Below are 18,125 nucleotides of genomic sequence, written 5' to 3'. Positions count from 1 at the left end.
TTGATTCGTCTGTATCTGCTCGCCCTTCCTGCGGCGGGTCGTTTGGTCACCGGCGTAGGCGGGCGGATTCGGACGAATCAACGCTAAACGCCTGCCAGGTACGGACTTCTGCCCGGGTTGTGTTGGTTTCACCCGTCCCCTGAGGTCTTGCGAAGTCTCTGGTGGACCCGGGCCGCGTCAAGGGTTCCATCGGCTGACGCCGACGCATGCGCGCCCTTGACCCGGCCCGGGTCCAGTCCACTCAGGAAGCTGCGCGCGCGTCAAGGTGCGTCGCGATCGGTCAGACCTCACCCGGGCCAGTGGCCGCACCGAGCACTGCCGCAGGCGCGTCCGGTTGCGACTACTCGCGGGCTGAGAAGACGGTTGGCCGGGCCGCGGTGGCGTCGTACGGGCTGATCTAGGCGGGCTTCCGTGGACTGTGTGTGAGGAAATCGACACGGAAGGTGAAAGTTCTCGATGTTTCAAACTTTTTTCGACGAAGTTGTAACACCGCCAAGGGCTGTCCCGATAGGACGAGTGAGCCTGGTAGCTGCCCGGACCCCCGAGCGGACAGCTACCAGGCCTACTCATTTCCCGAGGGCCGTGGAGCGGTAACCTTCGCCTATGTCCTCTGCAGCAACTTCCGCCTCAGCGAGCCCGCCGTTCGGCCGGGTGACAACGGCGATGATCACCCCGTTCCGGCCCGATGGCTCGCTCGATCTCGATGCTGCGCAGAAGGTCGCGACCCACCTGGTCGACCACGGCAACGACGGCCTGATCATCAGCGGTACCACCGGCGAAGCGCCGACCACCAGTGACGCCGAGAAGGTCGAGCTGTTGCGCGCGGTCATCGCGGCAGTGGGCGACCGGGCCAAGATCGTGGCAGGCGCCGGTTCGAACAACACCGCCCACAGCATCGAGTCCGCCCGCGCCGCCGAGGCCGCCGGCGCACACGGCCTGCTGGTCGTCACGCCGTACTACAACAAGCCGCCGCAGGCCGGGATCAAGGCGCACTTCACCGCGATCGCGGACGCCACCGGCCTGCCTGTGATGGCGTACGACATTCCCGGCCGGGCCGGCGTGCCGATCGAGACCGACACGCTGCTCGCCCTCGCGGAGCACCCGCGCATCGTCGCCGTGAAGGACGCGAAGGGTGACGTCGCCGCCGCCACGAAGGTGCTGGCCAACTCCGACCTCTACTACTACTGCGGTGCCGACGAGCTGAACCTGGCCTGGCTGGCGCTCGGCGCGATCGGTATCGCCAGCGTCGTCGGCCACGTCGCGAGCACGCAGTACGCCGAGATGATCGCCGCGATCGACGCGGGTGACCTGGCGAAGGCGCGCGAGATCGACCGCCGGCTGATCCCTGCCGTGGACGCCATCATGACCCGGACCCAGGGCGCGATCATGGTCAAGGCCGCGCTGAAGCTGCAGGGTGTGCTCGAGCACTCGACCATGCGCCCGCCCCTGATCGAGGCGACCGACGAGCAGATCGACTGGCTGACCACCGACCTCAAAACGTCTGGACTGATTGCATGAGCCATCCGCATCCCGAACTGAGCGAACCCGCCCCGCTGGCGCCCGGCGCGCTGCGGGTGATACCGCTCGGAGGCCTCGGCGAGGTCGGCCGCAACATGACCGTCTTCGAGTTCGGCGGCAGGTTGCTGATCGTGGACTGCGGTGTGCTCTTCCCGGACGAGAACCAGCCCGGGGTGGACCTGATCCTGCCGGACTTCCAGCCGATCCGGGATCGTCTCGACGATATCGAGGCGGTCGTGCTCACCCATGGGCACGAGGACCACATCGGTGGCCTGCCGTACCTGTTGCGCGAGCGCGGCGACATCCCGGTGGTCGGCTCGAAGCTGACGCTGGCGCTGCTGGAGGGCAAGCTCAAGGAGCACCGGCACCGCAATGTGCCGCAGCAGGTCGTGGTCGAGGGCGAGAAGATGCGGTTCGGCCCGTTCGAGTGTGAGTTCGTCGCGGTGAACCACTCGATCCCGGACGCACTCGCGGTCGCGATCCGCACGCCCGCGGGTATGGTGCTGCACACCGGCGACTTCAAGATGGACCAGCTGCCGCTGGACGATCGCATTACTGATCTGCGCGCGTTCGCCCGGCTGGGGGAGGAGGGCGTCGACCTGTTCTGTGTCGACTCCACAAACTCCGAGGTGCCGGGGTTCACCACGCACGAGCGGGATATCGCGCCGGTGCTCGACCGGGTGTTCACCACCGCCAAGGACCAACGCATCATCGTGGCCTGTTTCGCCTCGCATGTGCACCGGGTCCAGCAGGTGATGGACGCCGCGGTGAAGCATCGCCGCAAGGTGGCGTACGTCGGCCGCTCGATGGTCCGCAACATGGGCGTCGCGCGGGATCTCGGTTACCTGCACGTCCCCGGCGACACGTTGATCGACATGCGCGAGCTCGAGAACTACCCGCCGAACCAGGTCGTGCTGGTGTCGACCGGTTCCCAGGGCGAGCCGATGTCCGCGCTGTCGCGGATCGCGGCGAAGGACCATCACGTGGTCGAGATCCAGAAGGGCGACACCATCGTGCTGGCGTCGTCCCTCATCCCCGGCAACGAGAACTCGGTCTTCCGCGTCATCAACGGTCTGACCCGGCACGGCGCGAACGTCGTACACAAGGGCAACGCGCTGGTGCACGTCTCCGGGCACGCGAGTGCGGGAGAGCTGCTCTACTGCTACAACATCGTCAAACCGCGCAACGTGATGCCGGTGCACGGCGAGATCCGGCACCTGCACGCGAACGCCGAGCTCGCCCGGCAGACCGGCGTACCGGCGAAAAACGTCGTCGTGGTCGAGGATGGGGTCGTGGTGGACCTGATCGACGGGCAGGCCGTGGTGGCCGGCAAGGTCGATTGCGGTTATGTCTTCGTCGACGGCTCCAGCGTCGGCGATATCACCGAGAGTTCGCTGAAGGACCGGCGGATCCTCGGTGACGAGGGCTTCATCTCGGTCATCGCGGTAATGGACTCGGTCACCGGCAAGCTCGCCGCCGGTCCGGAGATCCACGCTCGCGGTTTCGCCGAGGACGATGCGATCTTCGACGGGCTCAAGCCCAAGATCGAGGCTGAGATCGAGCGCGCCATCGGTAGCGGCGTGGACGACATGTTCCAGTTGCAGCAGTTGATTCGCCGGGTCGTCGGCAAGTGGGTCAGTGACACCCACCGCCGTCGCCCGATGATCATCCCGGTTGTCGTAGAGAGCTGAGGGCGCCATGAGCATGGGTGGACCGAACGGGGTGGCGGGGCAACGCCGGCCCACCATGAAGGAGGTCGCGGCCCGGGCCGGCGTGGCCCTCAAGACCGTGTCGCGCGTGGTCAACGAGGAGCCGAACGTCAGCCCGGAGCTGACCGCGAAGGTGCAGGCCGCGATCAAGGACCTCAACTACACGCCGAACGAGAGCGCCCGGATGCTGCGCCGCGGCCGTACCGGGACGATCGCGGTGGTCATCCGCGATATCGGTGACCCGTTCTTCGCGTCACTCGGCCGGGCCGTCGAGATGTGGGCCCGCGGCAGCGGTTCGGTGGTGATGATCGGCCTGACCGACGAGGATCCCGACCGCGAGCGCGATGTCTGCCTCGAGTTCGTTGCCCGGCGCCCCGATGCGCTGATCATGGCGCCGATCGGCGAGACCCAGGAGTACCTCGCGCCCCACGTCGACGCGGGGATGGCCGTGGTGACGATCGACCGGCCCGCGCACGGCATCGAGGCCGACGCCGTGCTCGCGGACAACGCGGGCGGTATCGACCAGGCCATCGACCACCTGGTCCGCCAAGGGCATCGCCGGATCGCGTACCTCGGCGATGACGAGCGCATCTTCACCGCCCGCGAGCGGGTCGTCGCCTATCGCGCGGCGATGTCGCGGCACCGGATCGACGTCGACGAGGACCTCGTCCACCTGTCCGAGCCGACCACCGAGGGCATCGGCATCACGCTCTCCGCCGTACTGGATCGCCCCGAGCCGGCCACGGCCATCCTGAGCGCGAACAACATGACCACGGCCGAGGTCCTACGCGGACTGGCCGGACGTCGCGACCAGGTGGCGCTGGTGTCCTTCGACGACCTGGCGCTCGGCGACCTGCTCAGCCCCGGTCTGACCGCCGTCGCCCAGTCGGCCGACGTGATGGCCCGTACGGCGATCCAGCTAATGACCGAACGCCTCCCCGAGCCCCACCGCCCCAGCCGCACCGTCCGAGTGCCAGTCAAACTCACCATCCGTGGCTCAGGGGAGATCCCGCCGCCTTCCTGATTCACCGCACCGACAGCCCCGCCCGCGACTCCGCGGCGCGGGGCTGTTGCTTTCCGCCCCATGGTTGGTTGTTGACACTGTCGGGCCATCTGCCGTTACTTGTTTGCCACTAGCTGCAAGAAGGCTGCGGTGACGCGGATTCCGAATTATGGTGAATGCACACCCGGGAACAGCACCACGAATGGCGGGGAAATCGAGGCCGTTCGTGGTCCGACGCTGTTTCCAATTCTTTCTACTTGGGGGTTTTCGTGTTCACCAAAATGCGCTTTCGCCTGCCCTGGACGGCCGAATGGCGGCAATCTCGGCCGGACCGGGTAGCCCGGGCCTGGGGGCGACCAGCACGCATGCTGATGGCTCTGCTCGCCGCGGTGCTGGCCGTCACCATCGCGCCGCAAGGGGCAACGGCCGCACCCAGCACACCCAATTTCCCTGCTGCTATTGACGATTACTCGACGTATCAGCCGCAGACCCAGTGCACGGCGGTCAAGAAGGGGACCGTCGCACTGCGGGATCTGCTGAACCGGACCTACGGCAAGCACCCGGCCGGCCTCGGCCGCGACTGCGACCAGGGTGGCACCAGCGAGCACAAGGACGGCCGTGCGCTGGATTACCACTTCAACGTCTATGACGCGGGCGAAAAGGCCGATGCCGACGAATTCCTGCAATGGCTGCTGGAGACGGACAAATACGGCAACAAACACGCCATGGCGCGCCGCCTCGGCATCATGTACATAATCTGGAATCGCCGGATGTGGCGTGCCTATGAGCCTTCGGCCGGGTGGCAGCCCTACAGCGGGCCGAACCCGCACACCGATCACATCCACTTCAGCCTGAGCTGGGCCGGCGCTCAGCAGCAGACGACCTGGTGGACCTCCGCCGGGGTGAGCCAACTGCCGCGCGGTCCGCTCTGGGACCGGACGCGCTGGGCCGGCGGCAGCTGGGACGCCAGCGCGACCGAGGTGGACGGCAATACAGCACTTGCCGACACCGCCGCGGCGACCCTGCCGAACGGCAACATGTACGTCTTCAACGTGGTCCCGGGCAGTGGCGTCTGGTACCGCGGCCGCACTGCGGCAGGCGACTGGGCCAACGGCGCGACGCAGATCGATACGAACGGGTCGATCTCAGCGGTTGCGGCGACTGGTGCGCCGGACGGGAGCCTGCACGTCTTCAGCGTGGTTCCCGGCAGCGGCATCTGGCACCGACGCCGGGCTGCCGACGGCACCTGGAGTACCTCAACCCATGTCGACAGCAACCCGTACACGACCGCTGTAGCTGCTGCCGCACTTCCCAACGGCACTGTGTCGTTGCTGAACGTCGTACCCGGTAGTGGTGTCTGGCACCGAGGTCGTACCGCAGCAGGGGCTTGGGCTGCTTCAGCACAGCAGATCGACACCAACAAGTACATCACCTCTGTGGCCGCCGCCAGCCTGGGCAACGGCACCCTGCACGTGTTCGCCGTCGTGCCCGACGGTGGCATCTGGTATCGGAACCGGACCGCTGCGGGCGCATGGGCCGCAACCGCCACGCAGATCGACCAGAACGACTCGCTGCTGTCGGTATCGGCCGCGAGCCTTCCCGACGGGACCCTGCACGTCACGGGCGTACTGCCCGGCAGTGGCGTCTGGGATCGCACCCGGACTGCCAGTGGTGGCTGGACCAACGCGACGCAGATCGACACCAACAAGAACATCTTCGCGACCTACACGGCCGGACTGCCCAACGGCACCCTGCACGTAGGCGCGCTCGTCAACGTCAACTGACCTGATCTCGCGGCCCGGGCGCGCTGATCGCCCGGGCCGCCTCCACTTCGTGAGGACCCGAAGATGACGAACCGCCTCTCCAAATATCTCTTCACCAGTACGGCGATCGCGGTGGCGAGTGCGACCGCGCTCGGCGCCATGGCTCAAGCCGCCCCTGCTCCGGAACCCACTCCGACTGGCGTGATGGCGTCGGCGGCGTGGCCAACCAAGTACTGCGATCCGGCGGGCCACACCAGCCGCGACAGCCAGATCGCGACCACGCTGAACGGCCAGCTGACCGGCAAACTCCAGAACGCCATGACGGCGTACCGGACCTCTTGTGCACGCATCATCATCAAGGCCCTCCGGGATCGCGGTCTGCCCGAGCGCGCAGCGGTCATCGCTGTCACCACCGCGATCGTGGAATCGACCCTGATGAACATCACCGAGAAGGTCGACCACACGAGTCTCGGCTTGTTCCAGCAGCAGGACGGCTGGGGGAGTGCCGAGAACAGGCTCGACGCCACCTGGACGACCAACCGGTTCTGGAACGAGCTGGAACTCTTCTACCCGAATGGCTCCTGGCAGTCCGGGTCGATCGGCCCGATCTGCCAGAAGGTTCAGCGTTCCGCTTACCCGGATCGGTACCAGGTGGAGGTCGCGGACGCGCAGCGCATCGTCAACGCGCTCTGGGATGTCGCAACACCGGCGCCGCAGCCGGCCCGTGGTCCGTTGTGGGACCGGATCCGCTGGGCAGGAGGTTCCTGGGCCACAAGCGCTAGCGAGGTCGACGGCAACACGAGCCTTGGTGATACCGCTGCCGCGACGATTCCGAACGGCAACATGTACGCCTTCAACGTCGTCCGCGGTGCAGGCGTTTGGTACCGCGGCCGGACGGCCGCCGGTGACTGGTCGGCTTCGGCCACTCAGATCGACACCAACGCCAACATCTCGGCCGTAGCCGCAGCAGGTGCGCCGGATGGCAAGCTGCACGTGTTCAGCGTCGTACCGAACAGTGGGGTTTGGCACCGGTCCCGGGCAGTCAATGGCACGTGGAGCACGTCCACACATGTCGACAGCAACCCTTATACGACGGATATCTCGGCAGCGGCGTTGCCGAATGGCACGGTCTCGCTAGTGACGGTTGTACCGGGCAGTGGTGTCTGGGCCCGGGCCCGCACGGCAGCAGGCGCTTGGGCGGCCTCGGCCACGCAGATCGACACGAACAAGTACGTCAGCGCAGTGGCCGCGTCTGCGTTGTCCGACAACACCTTGCACGTCTTCAACGTCGTACCAGGTAGCGGGATCTGGACCCGGGCCCGCACGGCTGCGGGCGCCTGGGCGGCCTCGGCCACGCAGATCGACGGCAACGACTCGATCATCGAGGTGTCGGCGGCAACTCTTCCGGACGACACCATGCACGTTAGTGCCACCGTGCCTGGCAGTGGCATCTGGGACCGGACCCGCACTACCAGTGGAGCCTGGACGAACGCGACCCAGATCGACACGAATAAGGACGTCTTCGCCACCTACACCGCAGCGCTGCCCAACAGCACTCTGCACGTAGGTGCCCTCATCAACGTCACCTGACAAGTTCACGGCTCCGGGTCCAGCCAGGGCCTGGAGCCGTTCCGTCTACACGAGTTGTTCGGAGTCTTGGAGTAGGAGTTTGGCGCGGACGGAGGTGCGGACGCGTTCGGCTTGGCGGTGGGTGACTTGGCAGACCTTTTCGACGCGGTAGCGGCTGAGGGTGCCGGAGTCGCGTAGTTCCTCGAGCAGCTGGTCGCCGTACTGGTCGAGGACTTCCTGGTCGCTGCGGATGTGGCGGGCGACGGGCTTGGGCGATCGGGTCACCCGTACGGCGTCGGGCTGGCGCTGTTGCCGGGGCCAGACCTGGACCTTGGCAACGGCCGCCTCGGTGGTGCCGTTCACGCAGCGGTAGAGCGCGTCGAGCTGGGCCCGGACGGCCTGGACCATCTCGGGCCGCTCGGCGAACTGCATTCGCACCATCGCCACCCGCAGCTTCCGGCGGAACTTGCGAACCGCCAGGCGCTGGCCCAGGCTGCCCGGTCGCCGGGTGTGCATCCGATACGCCAGCTTGACCAGATCGCCGACCATCTTGTCCCGCGCGACTTGCTCGGGGCATCGGGCGGCCAGCGGTGCGGTCACGTTTTCGATCGTCACAATCACTCAGGGTAGCGAAGTTGCTCAGGGCACCTATCGCCGGGGTAGCCGGGTGACTTCGAGGATCGCGTTGAAGAAGGCTCGCGGTCGCTCCTGCGGCAGGTTGTGTCCGGCGCCCGGGACCTGGTGATGGACGCGTGGGCCGGCGAAGAACTTGGCCGAGGCGGTGCCGTCGTTGGCCGGGAAGTTCCCGTCGTCGATCCCGTCGAGGGTGACGGCCGGCACGGTGATGACGGGCAGCTTCCGCAGCCGGGCCTCGAGCGCGTCGTACCGCGGATCGCCGGCCTCGGTCAGCCGCCGGTGCCGGTAGACGTGCACGACGACGTCGACGTAGTCCGGGTTGTCGAAGAGTTCGGCCGCACGGTCGAGATCGCCTTCGGTGAAGTCCCAGGTGGGGGAGTTCTTGGTCCAGACGACGCGGGCGAGCTCCTTGGTGTTCAGCGCGAGACCGGTCTTGCCGCGCTCGGTGGTGAAGTAGTCGAAGTACCACTGGGCGGCCTCGATCGACGGCGCCACCGGCATCTTCGCGACCACGGGATCGAGGTTCTGGACCAGATAGCTGTTGACCGAGACGAGCCCGGCGCAACGGTCCGGCCAGAGCGCGGCGGCGACGCAGAACGCCCGCCCACCCCAGTCGTAGCCGGCGAAGATCGCGCGCGGGATGTCGAGTGCGTCCAGGAAGTCGATGACGTCCGAGCCGAGCGCGGCCTGCTGCCCGGAGCGGAGGGTGTCGCTCGACAGGAAGCGCGTGCCGCCGTGACCACGCAGGTACGGCGTAAGGACGCGATATCCCCTACGGACCAGCCTTGGTACGACCTCGACGAATGCCTGCGGACTGTACGGCCAGCCGTGTCCGAGCAGGATGACCGGGCCATCGGCGGGGCCGGCGTCGTGGTACGCGATCGACAGCAAATCCGTGCGCACGTTGCGAATCGGGCCTAGTGGATTGCCGACCTGGGTCTGGCCTTTGGCTTGGACTTGGCCGGGTAGTGAGGCTGCGACGGCGCCGGCTGCGACGAGTGTCGTGAAGGTCCTGCGGTTGAACGTCACCATGGCGGTAACCGTAGAGATGCCTGAAGCGGTATCGCGCCCGTCAGTTGACGCTGTCGGTGTACGTCATCCGGCTGGGCGCAGTGCGTGCGGGAGGTCGGCCCGGGAGGTTATGCCGAGCTTGGGGAAGATCCGGTGCAAGTGGGTGCTCACCGTGCGATGGGAGAGGTAGAGCCGTTGCCCGATCTCCTTGTTGGTCAGACCTTCGGCGGCCAACTCGGCGATGCTCAACTCGTGCGGCGTCAGTTGGTCCCGCGCATCCGCCGTACGACGTGGGCTGGTTTCGCCGGACGCGCGTAGTTCGGTGCGGGCCCGGTCGGCCCAGGCGATCACCCCGAGCGCGTCGAACGTCTCGCGGGCGGCTCGCAGGTGCGGACGGGAGTCGGCTGCGCGGCGTTGGCGTCGCAGCCATTCACCGAAGGCGAGGTGGAGGCGTCCACGTTCGAGCGGCCAGTTCGTCGCGTCCAGTGCTGCCTTGAACAACGCCTCAGCCTGGTCTGACGGTGCGAGGATGGCCTGCACATAGCGCAGTCCGATGTGCAGCGCGGGGGACGTCGTGGAGGGTGCGAAGGTCTCCAACTCGCGGACGACCTGCTCGAGCGCGTCGGTCCGGCCCGCGCGGATCGCGGCCTCGGCCAGTTCGGAGAGGGCGTAGCACCGCAGGGCCAGTTGGTACGACGGGTCGGCGGGGTCGTGCATTCGCAGCAGGTCCGCGACGGCATCGTCGTACCGGCCCTCGCCTAGCGCGGTAAGGCCTCGGGCCCTTTGCACGGTGGCCAGAACCGGGCGAGCGCCGGCGGCCCGTCCCACCTGCTCTGCTTCGGCCGCGAGGGCCTTGGCCTGGTCGTAGTCGCCACGGAGTGCAGCGATCTCTGCCTGGACAGCTCGGGCTAGACCGAACATGAACGGCTGGTTGGTCTCCTGTGCGAGTCGGCCCGCTTCTTCCGCCGCGGATAGTCCAACCGTGAGATCGCCCAGGCGGACCGAACTCCAGGCGCGAACGGCTTGAGCTCTTGTGAGCAGCCCGAGTCGTCCCTGTGCCCGTAAGCCGTCTAAGGCGGCTGCGGAAAACCGTGCAGACAAGTCGAACGCCCCGACCTGCAAGGCCGCACTCCCGAGGAAACGCGCTACTTGTGGATCACCGCCCGCCACGTCGGCTAGACCCGCCAGTACCGCCGTACCGCGGTCGATCGGGGCGACGTACGCCGGGATGGCGAGAAAGCGCGGGTCGTGCTCATCGACTGGTAGGCCGTCGGCAACGGATACAAGCTGCTTGCGTGCCTCCGGCCCCGGCTCTGTCCAGAAGCACCTCATGCCGGCACCCCAGAGGATGCGCATCGCCAGATCGATGTCCCCGTCGGCGGCTACTGAGTCGGTCAGAGCGGCCAGCTCGACCGGGCCGGCGTTGTCGCCGCTCAAACCGTCGTCGAAGCTGCTCCGGATCCACGTGGCCCGCGCTTGCTCGCGGGGCGAGAGTTCCAATGTGCACGCCTCGTCCAGGAGTCGCCGTACGACGTCCCGGCGGCCTGCCTCGACCGCGAGGTCCGCCGCCCGCAGCAGGCGTTCGGCTCGGAGATCGCGGTTCTCGCTCAGCCGGGCGGATTGCTCGAGCGCGGCGACGGCGGCGTCCACACCACCGCGGCGTGCGGCCCGATCCGACGCCTGCTCCAATTCGAGAGCAGTGCTCTCGTCCGTTCCGGTTGTCGCGGCCGCGCGATGCCACGCCCGCCGATCCGGCTGCTCAGCCAGTACGTCGGCCAGCGCGCGATGTGCTGCATGCCGCGCCGGAACGTCCGCCGCCTGCGAAATCGCCGACCGCATCAGGGGATGCCGGAAGACCAGGCTGCCTGGCCCTAGCTCGATGAGCCGGGCCTCGACCGCGGGCGTCAGAGCGTCAACCGTGACGCCGGCGGCTGCAAGGCCGGCGGCTGCGAGGATCTCGGCGAGGGAGGTGCTGTCGTCGAGTGCCGCGATGAGCAAGGCCGTGCGCGTGTCCGCCGGCAGCTCGTCGACTCTGGCGGTAAAGGCCCGCTCGAGCCGCTCGGTCAGCGGCCGCGCCAGCATTGGTCGCTCCGCGCTTCCAGCGATGCCGGGAAGCTCGCGCAGGGCCAGCGGGTTGCCCGCGGACTCGGCCAGCACGCGCGACCGGGCATCCGCCGCGAGATCCGGCGCGACCGCATCGAGCAGTTCGGCCGCGGCGGCATCCGGCAGCCTGCCGATCTCCAGTGCAGCCGGGCCCGCGTCGTCGAGACGCGAGGCCGTACCCGATCGGATCGCCGCGAGCAGCAGAATCGGTTCGGACTCCAGCCGGCGAGCCACGAACGAGACGACCTCGGCGCTCGCGTGATCGAGCCAGTGCGCGTCCTCGACGATGAGCAGCAGCGGCGATACCTCGGCCGCGTCGGCCAGCAGGTTGAGCGTGGCGAGCCCGATCAGGAACGTGTCCGGCGCGGCCTGATCGACCAGGCCCATCGCCGCCCGCAAGGCATCGCGTTGCGGTTCGGGCAGCGCGCCGATACCGCGCCGGAGGGGATGCACAAGCTGGTGCAACCCGGCGAACGGCAGCCGCGCCTCGGACTCGACGCCGGTCGCCCTGAGCGCGCGGAAACCCTTGCCCAAGGCAAGCGAATTCGCGTGGCCGAGTAGTGCCGACTTCCCGATACCAGGCTCACCCCGGAGGACCAGCGCCCCACCACGATCCGGGACAGCCTCGACCAATGCACTCAGCCGCGCCAGCTCCAGGCCCCGCCCGATCAGCGCATCCACCTCAAGACCCACCCCCGCAGGCTACGCGGCCGTGCCAATCCGAGAGGTCAAGTGGTGTTCACTCGGTGGTCATGCTGACGCGTCAGGTTTACGACATGAGCTTGAGTCGTCGCCGGCTACTGACCGGATCCGCCGCTGTAGGTGCCGCCCTGACCGTTCCGTCACTCGCCGCCAACGCGGTCGCTGGAGTTGTGCGCCGCGATCTGCCCCGGCTGCCGTCGGGTGTCGCGACCGGGGATGTGACGCCGCATTCCGCCGTGCTGTGGTCGCGCACCGATCGGCCCGCCCGGATGGTGGTGGAGCTGAGCAGCCACGGCCGGTTCGACCGAGCCATCCGACTGCGCGGACCGGTCACCGGGCCGAACGCGGACTACACCGCCCAGTTGCCGTTGCGGGGTTTGCGTGCGGGCCAGCGGTATGACTTCCGGATCGGGTTCGAGGATGACCGAGGCCGTCTGGGCGAACTCACCGACGGCCATTTCCAGACGCCCGGGCCGCGCCGGCCGGTGAGCTTCGTCTGGACCGGGGACACCGCCGGGCAGGGCTGGGGGATCAACCCGGATCGCGGCGGCATGACGGCGTACCGGACGATGCACCGGACCGAGCCGGACTTCTTCCTGCACTCCGGCGACAACATCTACGCCGACGGCCCGATCCAGGCCGAGGTCAAGCTGGCCGACGGCACGATCTGGCGCAACGTCGTGACGGAAGAGGTCTCCAAGGTTGCGGAGACTCTGAACGAGTACCGCGGGCGCTACCGCTACAACCTGCTCGACGAGAACGTACGCGCGATGAACGCGGAAGTGCCGATCGTCAGCCAGTGGGACGACCACGAGACCACCAACAACTGGTACCCGGGGGAGATCCTCACTGACGCCCGCTACACCGAGAAGCGGGTAGACGTACTTGCTGCGCGCGCGAGGCAGGCCTTCGGGGAGTACCTGCCGATTGACCACACGGCCGGGCGGAACCGGATCTACCGCAAGGTGAGCTACGGCCCGCTACTGGACGTCTTCTGCCTCGACATGCGCACCTACCGCGAGAAGAACCCGTCGCCGACTGCAGGCGCCACTCCGATCCTTGGCGCCGAGCAGGCGGAGTGGCTCGTACGAGAGGTCTCGCGCTCGCGGGCGACTTGGAAGGTCATTGCGAGCGATATGCCGATCGGGCTGCTCGTGCCGGACGGTACAGAGATCGAGGGCGTAGCGAACGGTCTAGGTGGTTCACCCGGTGGGCGCGAGACAGAGATCGCCTGGGTGCTTACGCAGTTCAAGCGACAGCAGGTGCGGAACGCGGTCTGGCTGACGGCTGACGTGCACTACTGCGCCGCACACCACTATGACCCGTCGCGGGCGGCATACACCGAGTTCGACCCGTTCTGGGAACTTGTGGCGGGTCCGATCAACGCCGGCACCTTCGGGCCGAACCAGTTGGATCCGACGTTCGGGCCTCGCGTTGAGTTCGTCCGGGGCGCGGAGTACGCCAACCAGCCTCCGAGCGACGGCCGTCAGTTCTTCGGGCATGTGCGGATCGACCCGTACAGCAAGGTGTTCCAGGCGTCACTGCGCGACATGGCCGGCTCTGTGCTCTGGCAGAAGGACCTCCGCCCCTCGGCATGAATTAAGTTTCTGTGCATGTACCCGGAGAGCCGCCGCGCTGACGTAGTCGAGGACCTGCACGGACACAAGATCGCCGACCCGTACCGCTGGCTGGAAGATCCGGACGCAGCTGAGACCCAGGACTGGGTGAGCCGCCAGAACGAGTACTCCGAGGCAGTGCTGGCGGAACTGCCCGCGCGCGAGTGGTTCCACGAGGCGATGGCGTCGATCGTGAGCCGCCCACGCGCGGGCGTACCGGCGTACAAGGCGGGCTGGTACTTCGTGAGCCGCAACGACGGCACCAAAGCCCAGGACACCTTGTACGTCGCACCGTCGTTGCAGGAGTTGTTGGCCGGCGGGCGGGTGCTGATCGACCCGAACGAGTTGTCGGAGGATGGGACCGATTCCCTCAGCAGCTACACCGTGAGCGATGACGGCCGCTACGTCGTCTACGGAATCAGCGAGAGCGGTAGCGACTGGAATAGGTTCCAGCTGGTCGACCTGGCCACTGGTGACGAGTTGGACGACCGGGTTGCCGAGACGAAGTTCTGCGAGGCCACTTGGCTTCCGGACAACTCGTCGTACTTGTACCGGCACTACCCGACGACAGGTCGTGCAGAAGGTACGGACACCTCTGCGCAGACTGGCGCGCAGCTGAAGTTGCACCGACTTGGTACGCCACAGGCCGCCGACGAACTCATCCTGGAGTTCCCGGAGAGCGCCCAGCTGGTCATGTCGCCGGAGGTCTCGCACGACGATCGGTACGTCGTCGTCCACATCGTCGAGGGCACGGAGCAGACGTCCCGACTCTGGTTCTACCCGCTCACCACGACCGACGGCCGGAGCACGCTCGGGCAACCGCTCAAGACGATCGACAAGCCCGTCGCGGACACGGTGTTCGTTCGCGTGGACGGCGATCGGGCCATCCTCAGCACCGACCTGGACGCCCCGCGCGGACGGCTCGTCTCCTGCCCGATCGCGGCCGGCCCGGTCGAGTTCACCGAAGTGCTGCCGCAGCGGGAAAGCCTTCTGCAGTACGCGTTCGGCGCCGGCGATGGCCTGGTGACGGTCTCCCTCGACGACGCCCGCCCGCTGGTCGAACTGCACCCGCTCGACGGGACGAACGCCCGCCGCCTCGACGTACAAGGTGGTGCCCTGGTCGGCCTGAACGCGAAGCCCGGCGTCGACGAGATCTTCGTCGGCCTGTCCTCGACCACTTCGCCGGTGGAGGCCTCGGTGGTCAGCGCGGCGACCGGCCAGGTGAAGGCTCTGCCCGAGCTGGTGCCGACTACGTCGTCGGACTTCGTACCGCCGCCCATCACCGTGACGAGGGCGTCGGCGCTGAGCAAGGACGGCACCGCGGTCCCGTACTTCCTCATCACCCGGGCCGATCTGGACCACGCGCAGCCGCGTCCGACCCTGCTGTACGGGTATGGCGGGTTCAAGGTGCCGATTGTGCCGGACTACCGCCCAGGTTGGTCCGCCTGGTTGCAGGCCGGGGGAGTGCTGGTAGTCGCGAATCTCCGTGGTGGCGGGGAATTCGGCTCAGACTGGTACGACGCGGGACGGCTGGACCGTAAGCAGAACGTCTTCGACGACTTCATCGGAGTCGCCGAGCACCTCCAGAACACAGGAGTCACTACTGCGAGCCAGTTGGCGATCCACGGCCGCAGTAACGGCGGACTGCTCGTAGGCGCGGTGATGACGCAGCGGCCCGAGCTGTTCGCAGCGGCACTTCCAGGCGTCGGTGTGATGGACATGTTGCGCTTCCACAAGTTCACCGTCGGAGCCGCCTGGGCCTCGGACTACGGTCTGCCCGATGACCCGGACGACTTCGAGACTTCACTGGCGTATTCGCCGCTACACAACGTCAAACCCGGTACGACGTACCCGCCGACGCTGGTGATGACAGCGGACCACGATGATCGCGTGGTGCCGCTGCACAGTCACAAGTTCACTGCGGCGTTGCAGTACGCCCAGACCGGGGACAACCCGGTCGTCGCGCGTATCGAGGTCGACGCGGGGCATGGTCTGGGCAAACCGCTGGCGATGGTTGCTTCCGAGTGGGCAGACCTCTTGGCCTTTGCGGCTGGTTATACGGGTCTGAACCCCTGAGTCCCTGCGCGCACGACAGTTGTCGAGTCTGCAGCGACTGCGGAAGTTAGTGCCCTGCGTCGGCAGTTCTTCGGCGCTTTCGGCGCCCAGGCACGCACCTCACGGCACTGGCGAAGCATCCACGATGCTCCGCATCGAGGACGCTCCGCCAGCACCGTGATGCACGCACCTGAACACCGAAATCACTCGAACAACTGCCGACGCAGGGCACTACCAAATGTGCGGAGCGGTGAGGTCTCGCGGGTCGGTGACGGGCTGACAGCCGTCCGCCGACTCCAGGTACGCCGACTTCGGGCCCTGCGTGGCAAGCGTGCGTACGGCACCGATGAGGCGCTCGACGTGCTCGCGGGTGACGCCGAGGCCCAGGCTCGCGCGGACCGCCGTGAAGTTCGTCGGCGACCCCTCGAGCAGATGCGCCGTCAGGAGGTGGGCGCAGAACTTGCCATCGCGCACGCCGATTCCGTACTCCGCTGAGAGCGCTGCGGACACCAGCGTCGACGTCAGACCGTCGATCGTGAAGGTGACCGTTCCGACCCGGTCAGCGTCCGCACCGAACAGCGAGTACGTCGTAACGCCGGGGATGTCCGCAAGGCCCTCACGCAATCGGGCGAGCAACAGCTGCTCGTGCTGCTCGATCGCGTCGCGGTGCCGGGCGATCGCCGCACACGCCGCTGCGAGGGCAATAGCGCCAATCACGTTGGGAGAACCACCCTCGTGCCGGGCAGGCCCTTCGTTCCAGATCGTCGTATCGCCAGTCACGGCAGCAGTGGCGCCACCACCGGCCAGGTACGGCTGGGCGGCGTCGAGCCAGTCGGCCCGGCCCACGAGCGCCCCAGCGCCGTACGGTGCGTAGAGCTTGTGACCGGACAGCGCGACCCAGTCGACCTCAAGGGCGGCAATGTCCACCGGACGATGCGGAGCCAGCTGTGCCGCGTCAAGACAGATCCGCGCGCCATGCGCCTTCGCGACAGCTGCGATCTCCGCAATCGGGAAGATCTCGCCAGTCACGTTAGAGGCGCCAGTGACGACTACAAGTCGCGGGCCTTCGGGGGCCTCGCGCAGGGCGTTGGCGACGGCACTGACCGCGGCGGCGGGGGATTCCGGCGCGGACAGCCGAACCGTACGCTCGGTCGGCCAAGGCAGCAGGGCCGCGTGGTGCTCGGTCTCGAACACGATCACGGTGGCATCGGTGGGCAGGCACCGGGCCAGCAGGTTCAACGCGTCGGTGGTCTGCCGCGTGAACACCACCTGGTCGCCGGACCGGGCGCCGACGAAGGAATGCACCTCCGCGCGAGCCCGCTCGTACCACTGGGTGGTGATCCGGGAGGCGTACCCGTTGCCGCGGTGCACCGAGGCGTACGACGGGAGGGCCGCCTCGACCGCGGCGCGAACCGATTCCAGGCAGGGGGCGCTCGCGCCATGGTCGAAGTTCGCGTAGTCGGTGACCCGGCCGTCGGCCAGCGGCACCAGCAGGTCGGCCGCGACAGTGGCGGGCACCCCACCACCGGCTCGGCGGGTGACGGCCGGACGAGCCGAGGCGTTGGTAGACGGTTCGAGGATGGAGAGGATGGACATCGAGACTCCCGGTGGTCCGCGCTTGCCGACCGGGATTTTCCGGACGGCCTGGTCCTCACCCGGGGCACCCCACCGCGGAGGAGGGTTGCCGGCCAGCAAGCCGGGGCTTCGCGCTGGCACTCATGACCTGCCGAAGACGGTAACGAATCGATCCCGTCTCACGCCAGCGCCTATCTCGCATCATGGGATACTTGGACGTATCGTGAGATGGGACTCTCGCGCTGAGCGTGATCGCGGGCTGCGTGGTGAGGATGTCGAGGCGTTCTCGAGCTGAATTGCGTTCGCTTTTCCCAACCACGGCCAGGCAAGATGCGTGGATGACCTGGACAGCACCTGAGATCAGCAGGCCCGAGGGATCGCTCGTGGCGGGGGAGCGCGAGCTGCTCGCCGGATACCTCGACTTCTACCGGACCACCCTGCTGTTCAAATGCGCCGGTCTGACCGCAGAGCAGCTGGCCGAGCGGGCGGCGCCGCCGTCGAACCTGTGCCTGCTCGGCCTGATCCGGCACCTGACCAAGGTCGAGCGGATCTGGTTCCGCCGCAACTTCGCCAACGGCCGGTTCGAGCCGGCCGAGCCGCTGTTCGCGCCCGAACTCGGCAAGGACGCGGACTTCGAGCTGATCGACGCATCCCGCGCTCAGGCCGAGTACGAGCAGCTCATCGAGGAATGGCGGCTGTCGGACAAGGCCGTGGCGGCGTACGACCTGGACGAGCGCTTCGACCTGCAGGGCGAAGAGTCGTCGCTGCGGATGATCTACCCGCACATGATCGGCGAGTACGCCCGCCACTGCGGCCACGCCGACATGATCCGCGAACGACTCGACGGCGTCACCGGCGCTTGATC

General features: G+C 67.5%; 12 protein-coding genes and 1 riboswitch. Of the genes, 8 read left to right on the top strand and 4 right to left on the bottom strand.

What is annotated here, in order from left to right; genetic code table 11:
* Positions 1-603: 603 nt before the first annotated feature.
* From dapA to OG394_RS10355, 5 genes are all read left to right on the top strand, one after another.
* Entirely contained in the window at positions 604-1,518 is a 915-nt protein-coding gene (gene dapA / locus OG394_RS10375; protein WP_328994919.1) for a 4-hydroxy-tetrahydrodipicolinate synthase, read from the top strand.
* Positions 1,515-3,209, top strand: a complete 1,695-nt coding sequence (locus OG394_RS10370; protein WP_328994918.1) for a ribonuclease J — start codon at positions 1,515-1,517, stop codon at positions 3,207-3,209. The genes dapA and OG394_RS10370 overlap by 4 nt, the downstream gene beginning before the upstream one ends.
* A 7-nt stretch (positions 3,210-3,216) precedes the next feature.
* The gene (locus tag OG394_RS10365; RefSeq protein ID WP_328994917.1) at positions 3,217-4,251 is read left to right on the top strand and encodes a LacI family DNA-binding transcriptional regulator; all 1,035 of its coding nucleotides are present in this window, start codon (positions 3,217-3,219) and stop codon (positions 4,249-4,251) included.
* Positions 4,252-4,595: 344 nt separating this feature from the next.
* Entirely contained in the window at positions 4,596-6,014 is a 1,419-nt protein-coding gene (locus OG394_RS10360; protein WP_328994915.1) for a hypothetical protein, read from the top strand.
* A 63-nt stretch (positions 6,015-6,077) separates the two neighbouring features.
* Entirely contained in the window at positions 6,078-7,583 is a 1,506-nt protein-coding gene (locus OG394_RS10355; protein ID WP_328994914.1) for a hypothetical protein, read from the top strand.
* A 45-nt stretch (positions 7,584-7,628) separates the two neighbouring features.
* Here the strand turns inward: OG394_RS10355 and OG394_RS10350 are convergent, their stop codons facing one another.
* From OG394_RS10350 to OG394_RS10340, 3 genes are all read right to left on the bottom strand, one after another.
* The gene (locus tag OG394_RS10350; protein WP_328994913.1) at positions 7,629-8,177 is read right to left on the bottom strand and encodes a hypothetical protein; all 549 of its coding nucleotides are present in this window, start codon (positions 8,175-8,177) and stop codon (positions 7,629-7,631) included.
* Between the two features lie 33 nt (positions 8,178-8,210).
* Complete coding sequence (locus OG394_RS10345; RefSeq protein WP_328994912.1) at positions 8,211-9,230, bottom strand: alpha/beta fold hydrolase; 1,020 nt, start codon at positions 9,228-9,230, stop codon at positions 8,211-8,213.
* Between the two features lie 63 nt (positions 9,231-9,293).
* Positions 9,294-12,005: an ATP-binding protein gene (locus OG394_RS10340; RefSeq protein ID WP_328994911.1), complete on the bottom strand. Its 2,712-nt coding sequence runs from the start codon at positions 12,003-12,005 to the stop codon at positions 9,294-9,296.
* An 83-nt stretch (positions 12,006-12,088) separates the two neighbouring features.
* On the opposite strand from OG394_RS10340, the gene OG394_RS10335 reads away from it, so the two are divergent.
* Positions 12,089-13,612 (top strand): alkaline phosphatase D family protein, encoded by a 1,524-nt coding sequence (locus OG394_RS10335; RefSeq protein ID WP_328994909.1) that lies wholly within the window; start codon positions 12,089-12,091, stop codon positions 13,610-13,612.
* Positions 13,613-13,627: 15 nt separating this feature from the next.
* A complete protein-coding gene (locus OG394_RS10330) occupies positions 13,628-15,706 on the top strand; it encodes a prolyl oligopeptidase family serine peptidase (RefSeq protein WP_328994907.1) in 2,079 nt (692 codons plus the stop codon).
* 210 nt (positions 15,707-15,916) lie between these two features.
* Here the strand turns inward: OG394_RS10330 and OG394_RS10325 are convergent, their stop codons facing one another.
* A complete protein-coding gene (locus tag OG394_RS10325) occupies positions 15,917-17,281 on the bottom strand; it encodes an aminotransferase class V-fold PLP-dependent enzyme (protein WP_328994905.1) in 1,365 nt (454 codons plus the stop codon).
* Positions 17,282-17,294: 13 nt separating this feature from the next.
* Positions 17,295-17,409, bottom strand: a riboswitch (SAM riboswitch).
* 189 nt (positions 17,410-17,598) lie between these two features.
* Here OG394_RS10325 and OG394_RS10320 point away from each other — a divergent pair.
* The gene (locus OG394_RS10320; RefSeq protein ID WP_328994904.1) at positions 17,599-18,123 is read left to right on the top strand and encodes a DinB family protein; all 525 of its coding nucleotides are present in this window, start codon (positions 17,599-17,601) and stop codon (positions 18,121-18,123) included.
* The last annotated feature ends 2 nt before the right edge of the window (positions 18,124-18,125 follow it).

This window comes from Kribbella sp. NBC_01245 (genome assembly GCF_036226525.1).
Taxonomy (GTDB): Bacteria; Actinomycetota; Actinomycetes; order Propionibacteriales; family Kribbellaceae; genus Kribbella.
The sequence above is the reverse complement of the archived record's forward strand: the minus strand, read 5'-3'. Positions and strand labels throughout refer to the sequence as shown.

Bases quoted from the DNA above. Each gene is read 5' to 3' on its own strand.
- OG394_RS10325 (WP_328994905.1), bottom strand. From the start codon at position 17,281: ATGTCCATCCTCTCCATCCTCGAACCGTCTACCAACGCCTCGGCTCGT.
- OG394_RS10365 (WP_328994917.1), top strand. From the start codon at position 3,217: ATGAGCATGGGTGGACCGAACGGGGTGGCGGGGCAACGCCGGCCCACC.
- OG394_RS10360 (WP_328994915.1), top strand. From the start codon at position 4,596: ATGCTGATGGCTCTGCTCGCCGCGGTGCTGGCCGTCACCATCGCGCCG.
- OG394_RS10330 (WP_328994907.1), top strand. From the start codon at position 13,628: ATGTACCCGGAGAGCCGCCGCGCTGACGTAGTCGAGGACCTGCACGGA.
- OG394_RS10370 (WP_328994918.1), top strand. From the start codon at position 1,515: ATGAGCCATCCGCATCCCGAACTGAGCGAACCCGCCCCGCTGGCGCCC.
- OG394_RS10335 (WP_328994909.1), top strand. From the start codon at position 12,089: ATGAGCTTGAGTCGTCGCCGGCTACTGACCGGATCCGCCGCTGTAGGT.
- OG394_RS10320 (WP_328994904.1), top strand. From the start codon at position 17,599: ATGACCTGGACAGCACCTGAGATCAGCAGGCCCGAGGGATCGCTCGTG.
- dapA (WP_328994919.1), top strand. From the start codon at position 604: ATGTCCTCTGCAGCAACTTCCGCCTCAGCGAGCCCGCCGTTCGGCCGG.
- OG394_RS10345 (WP_328994912.1), bottom strand. From the start codon at position 9,230: ATGGTGACGTTCAACCGCAGGACCTTCACGACACTCGTCGCAGCCGGC.
- OG394_RS10355 (WP_328994914.1), top strand. From the start codon at position 6,078: ATGACGAACCGCCTCTCCAAATATCTCTTCACCAGTACGGCGATCGCG.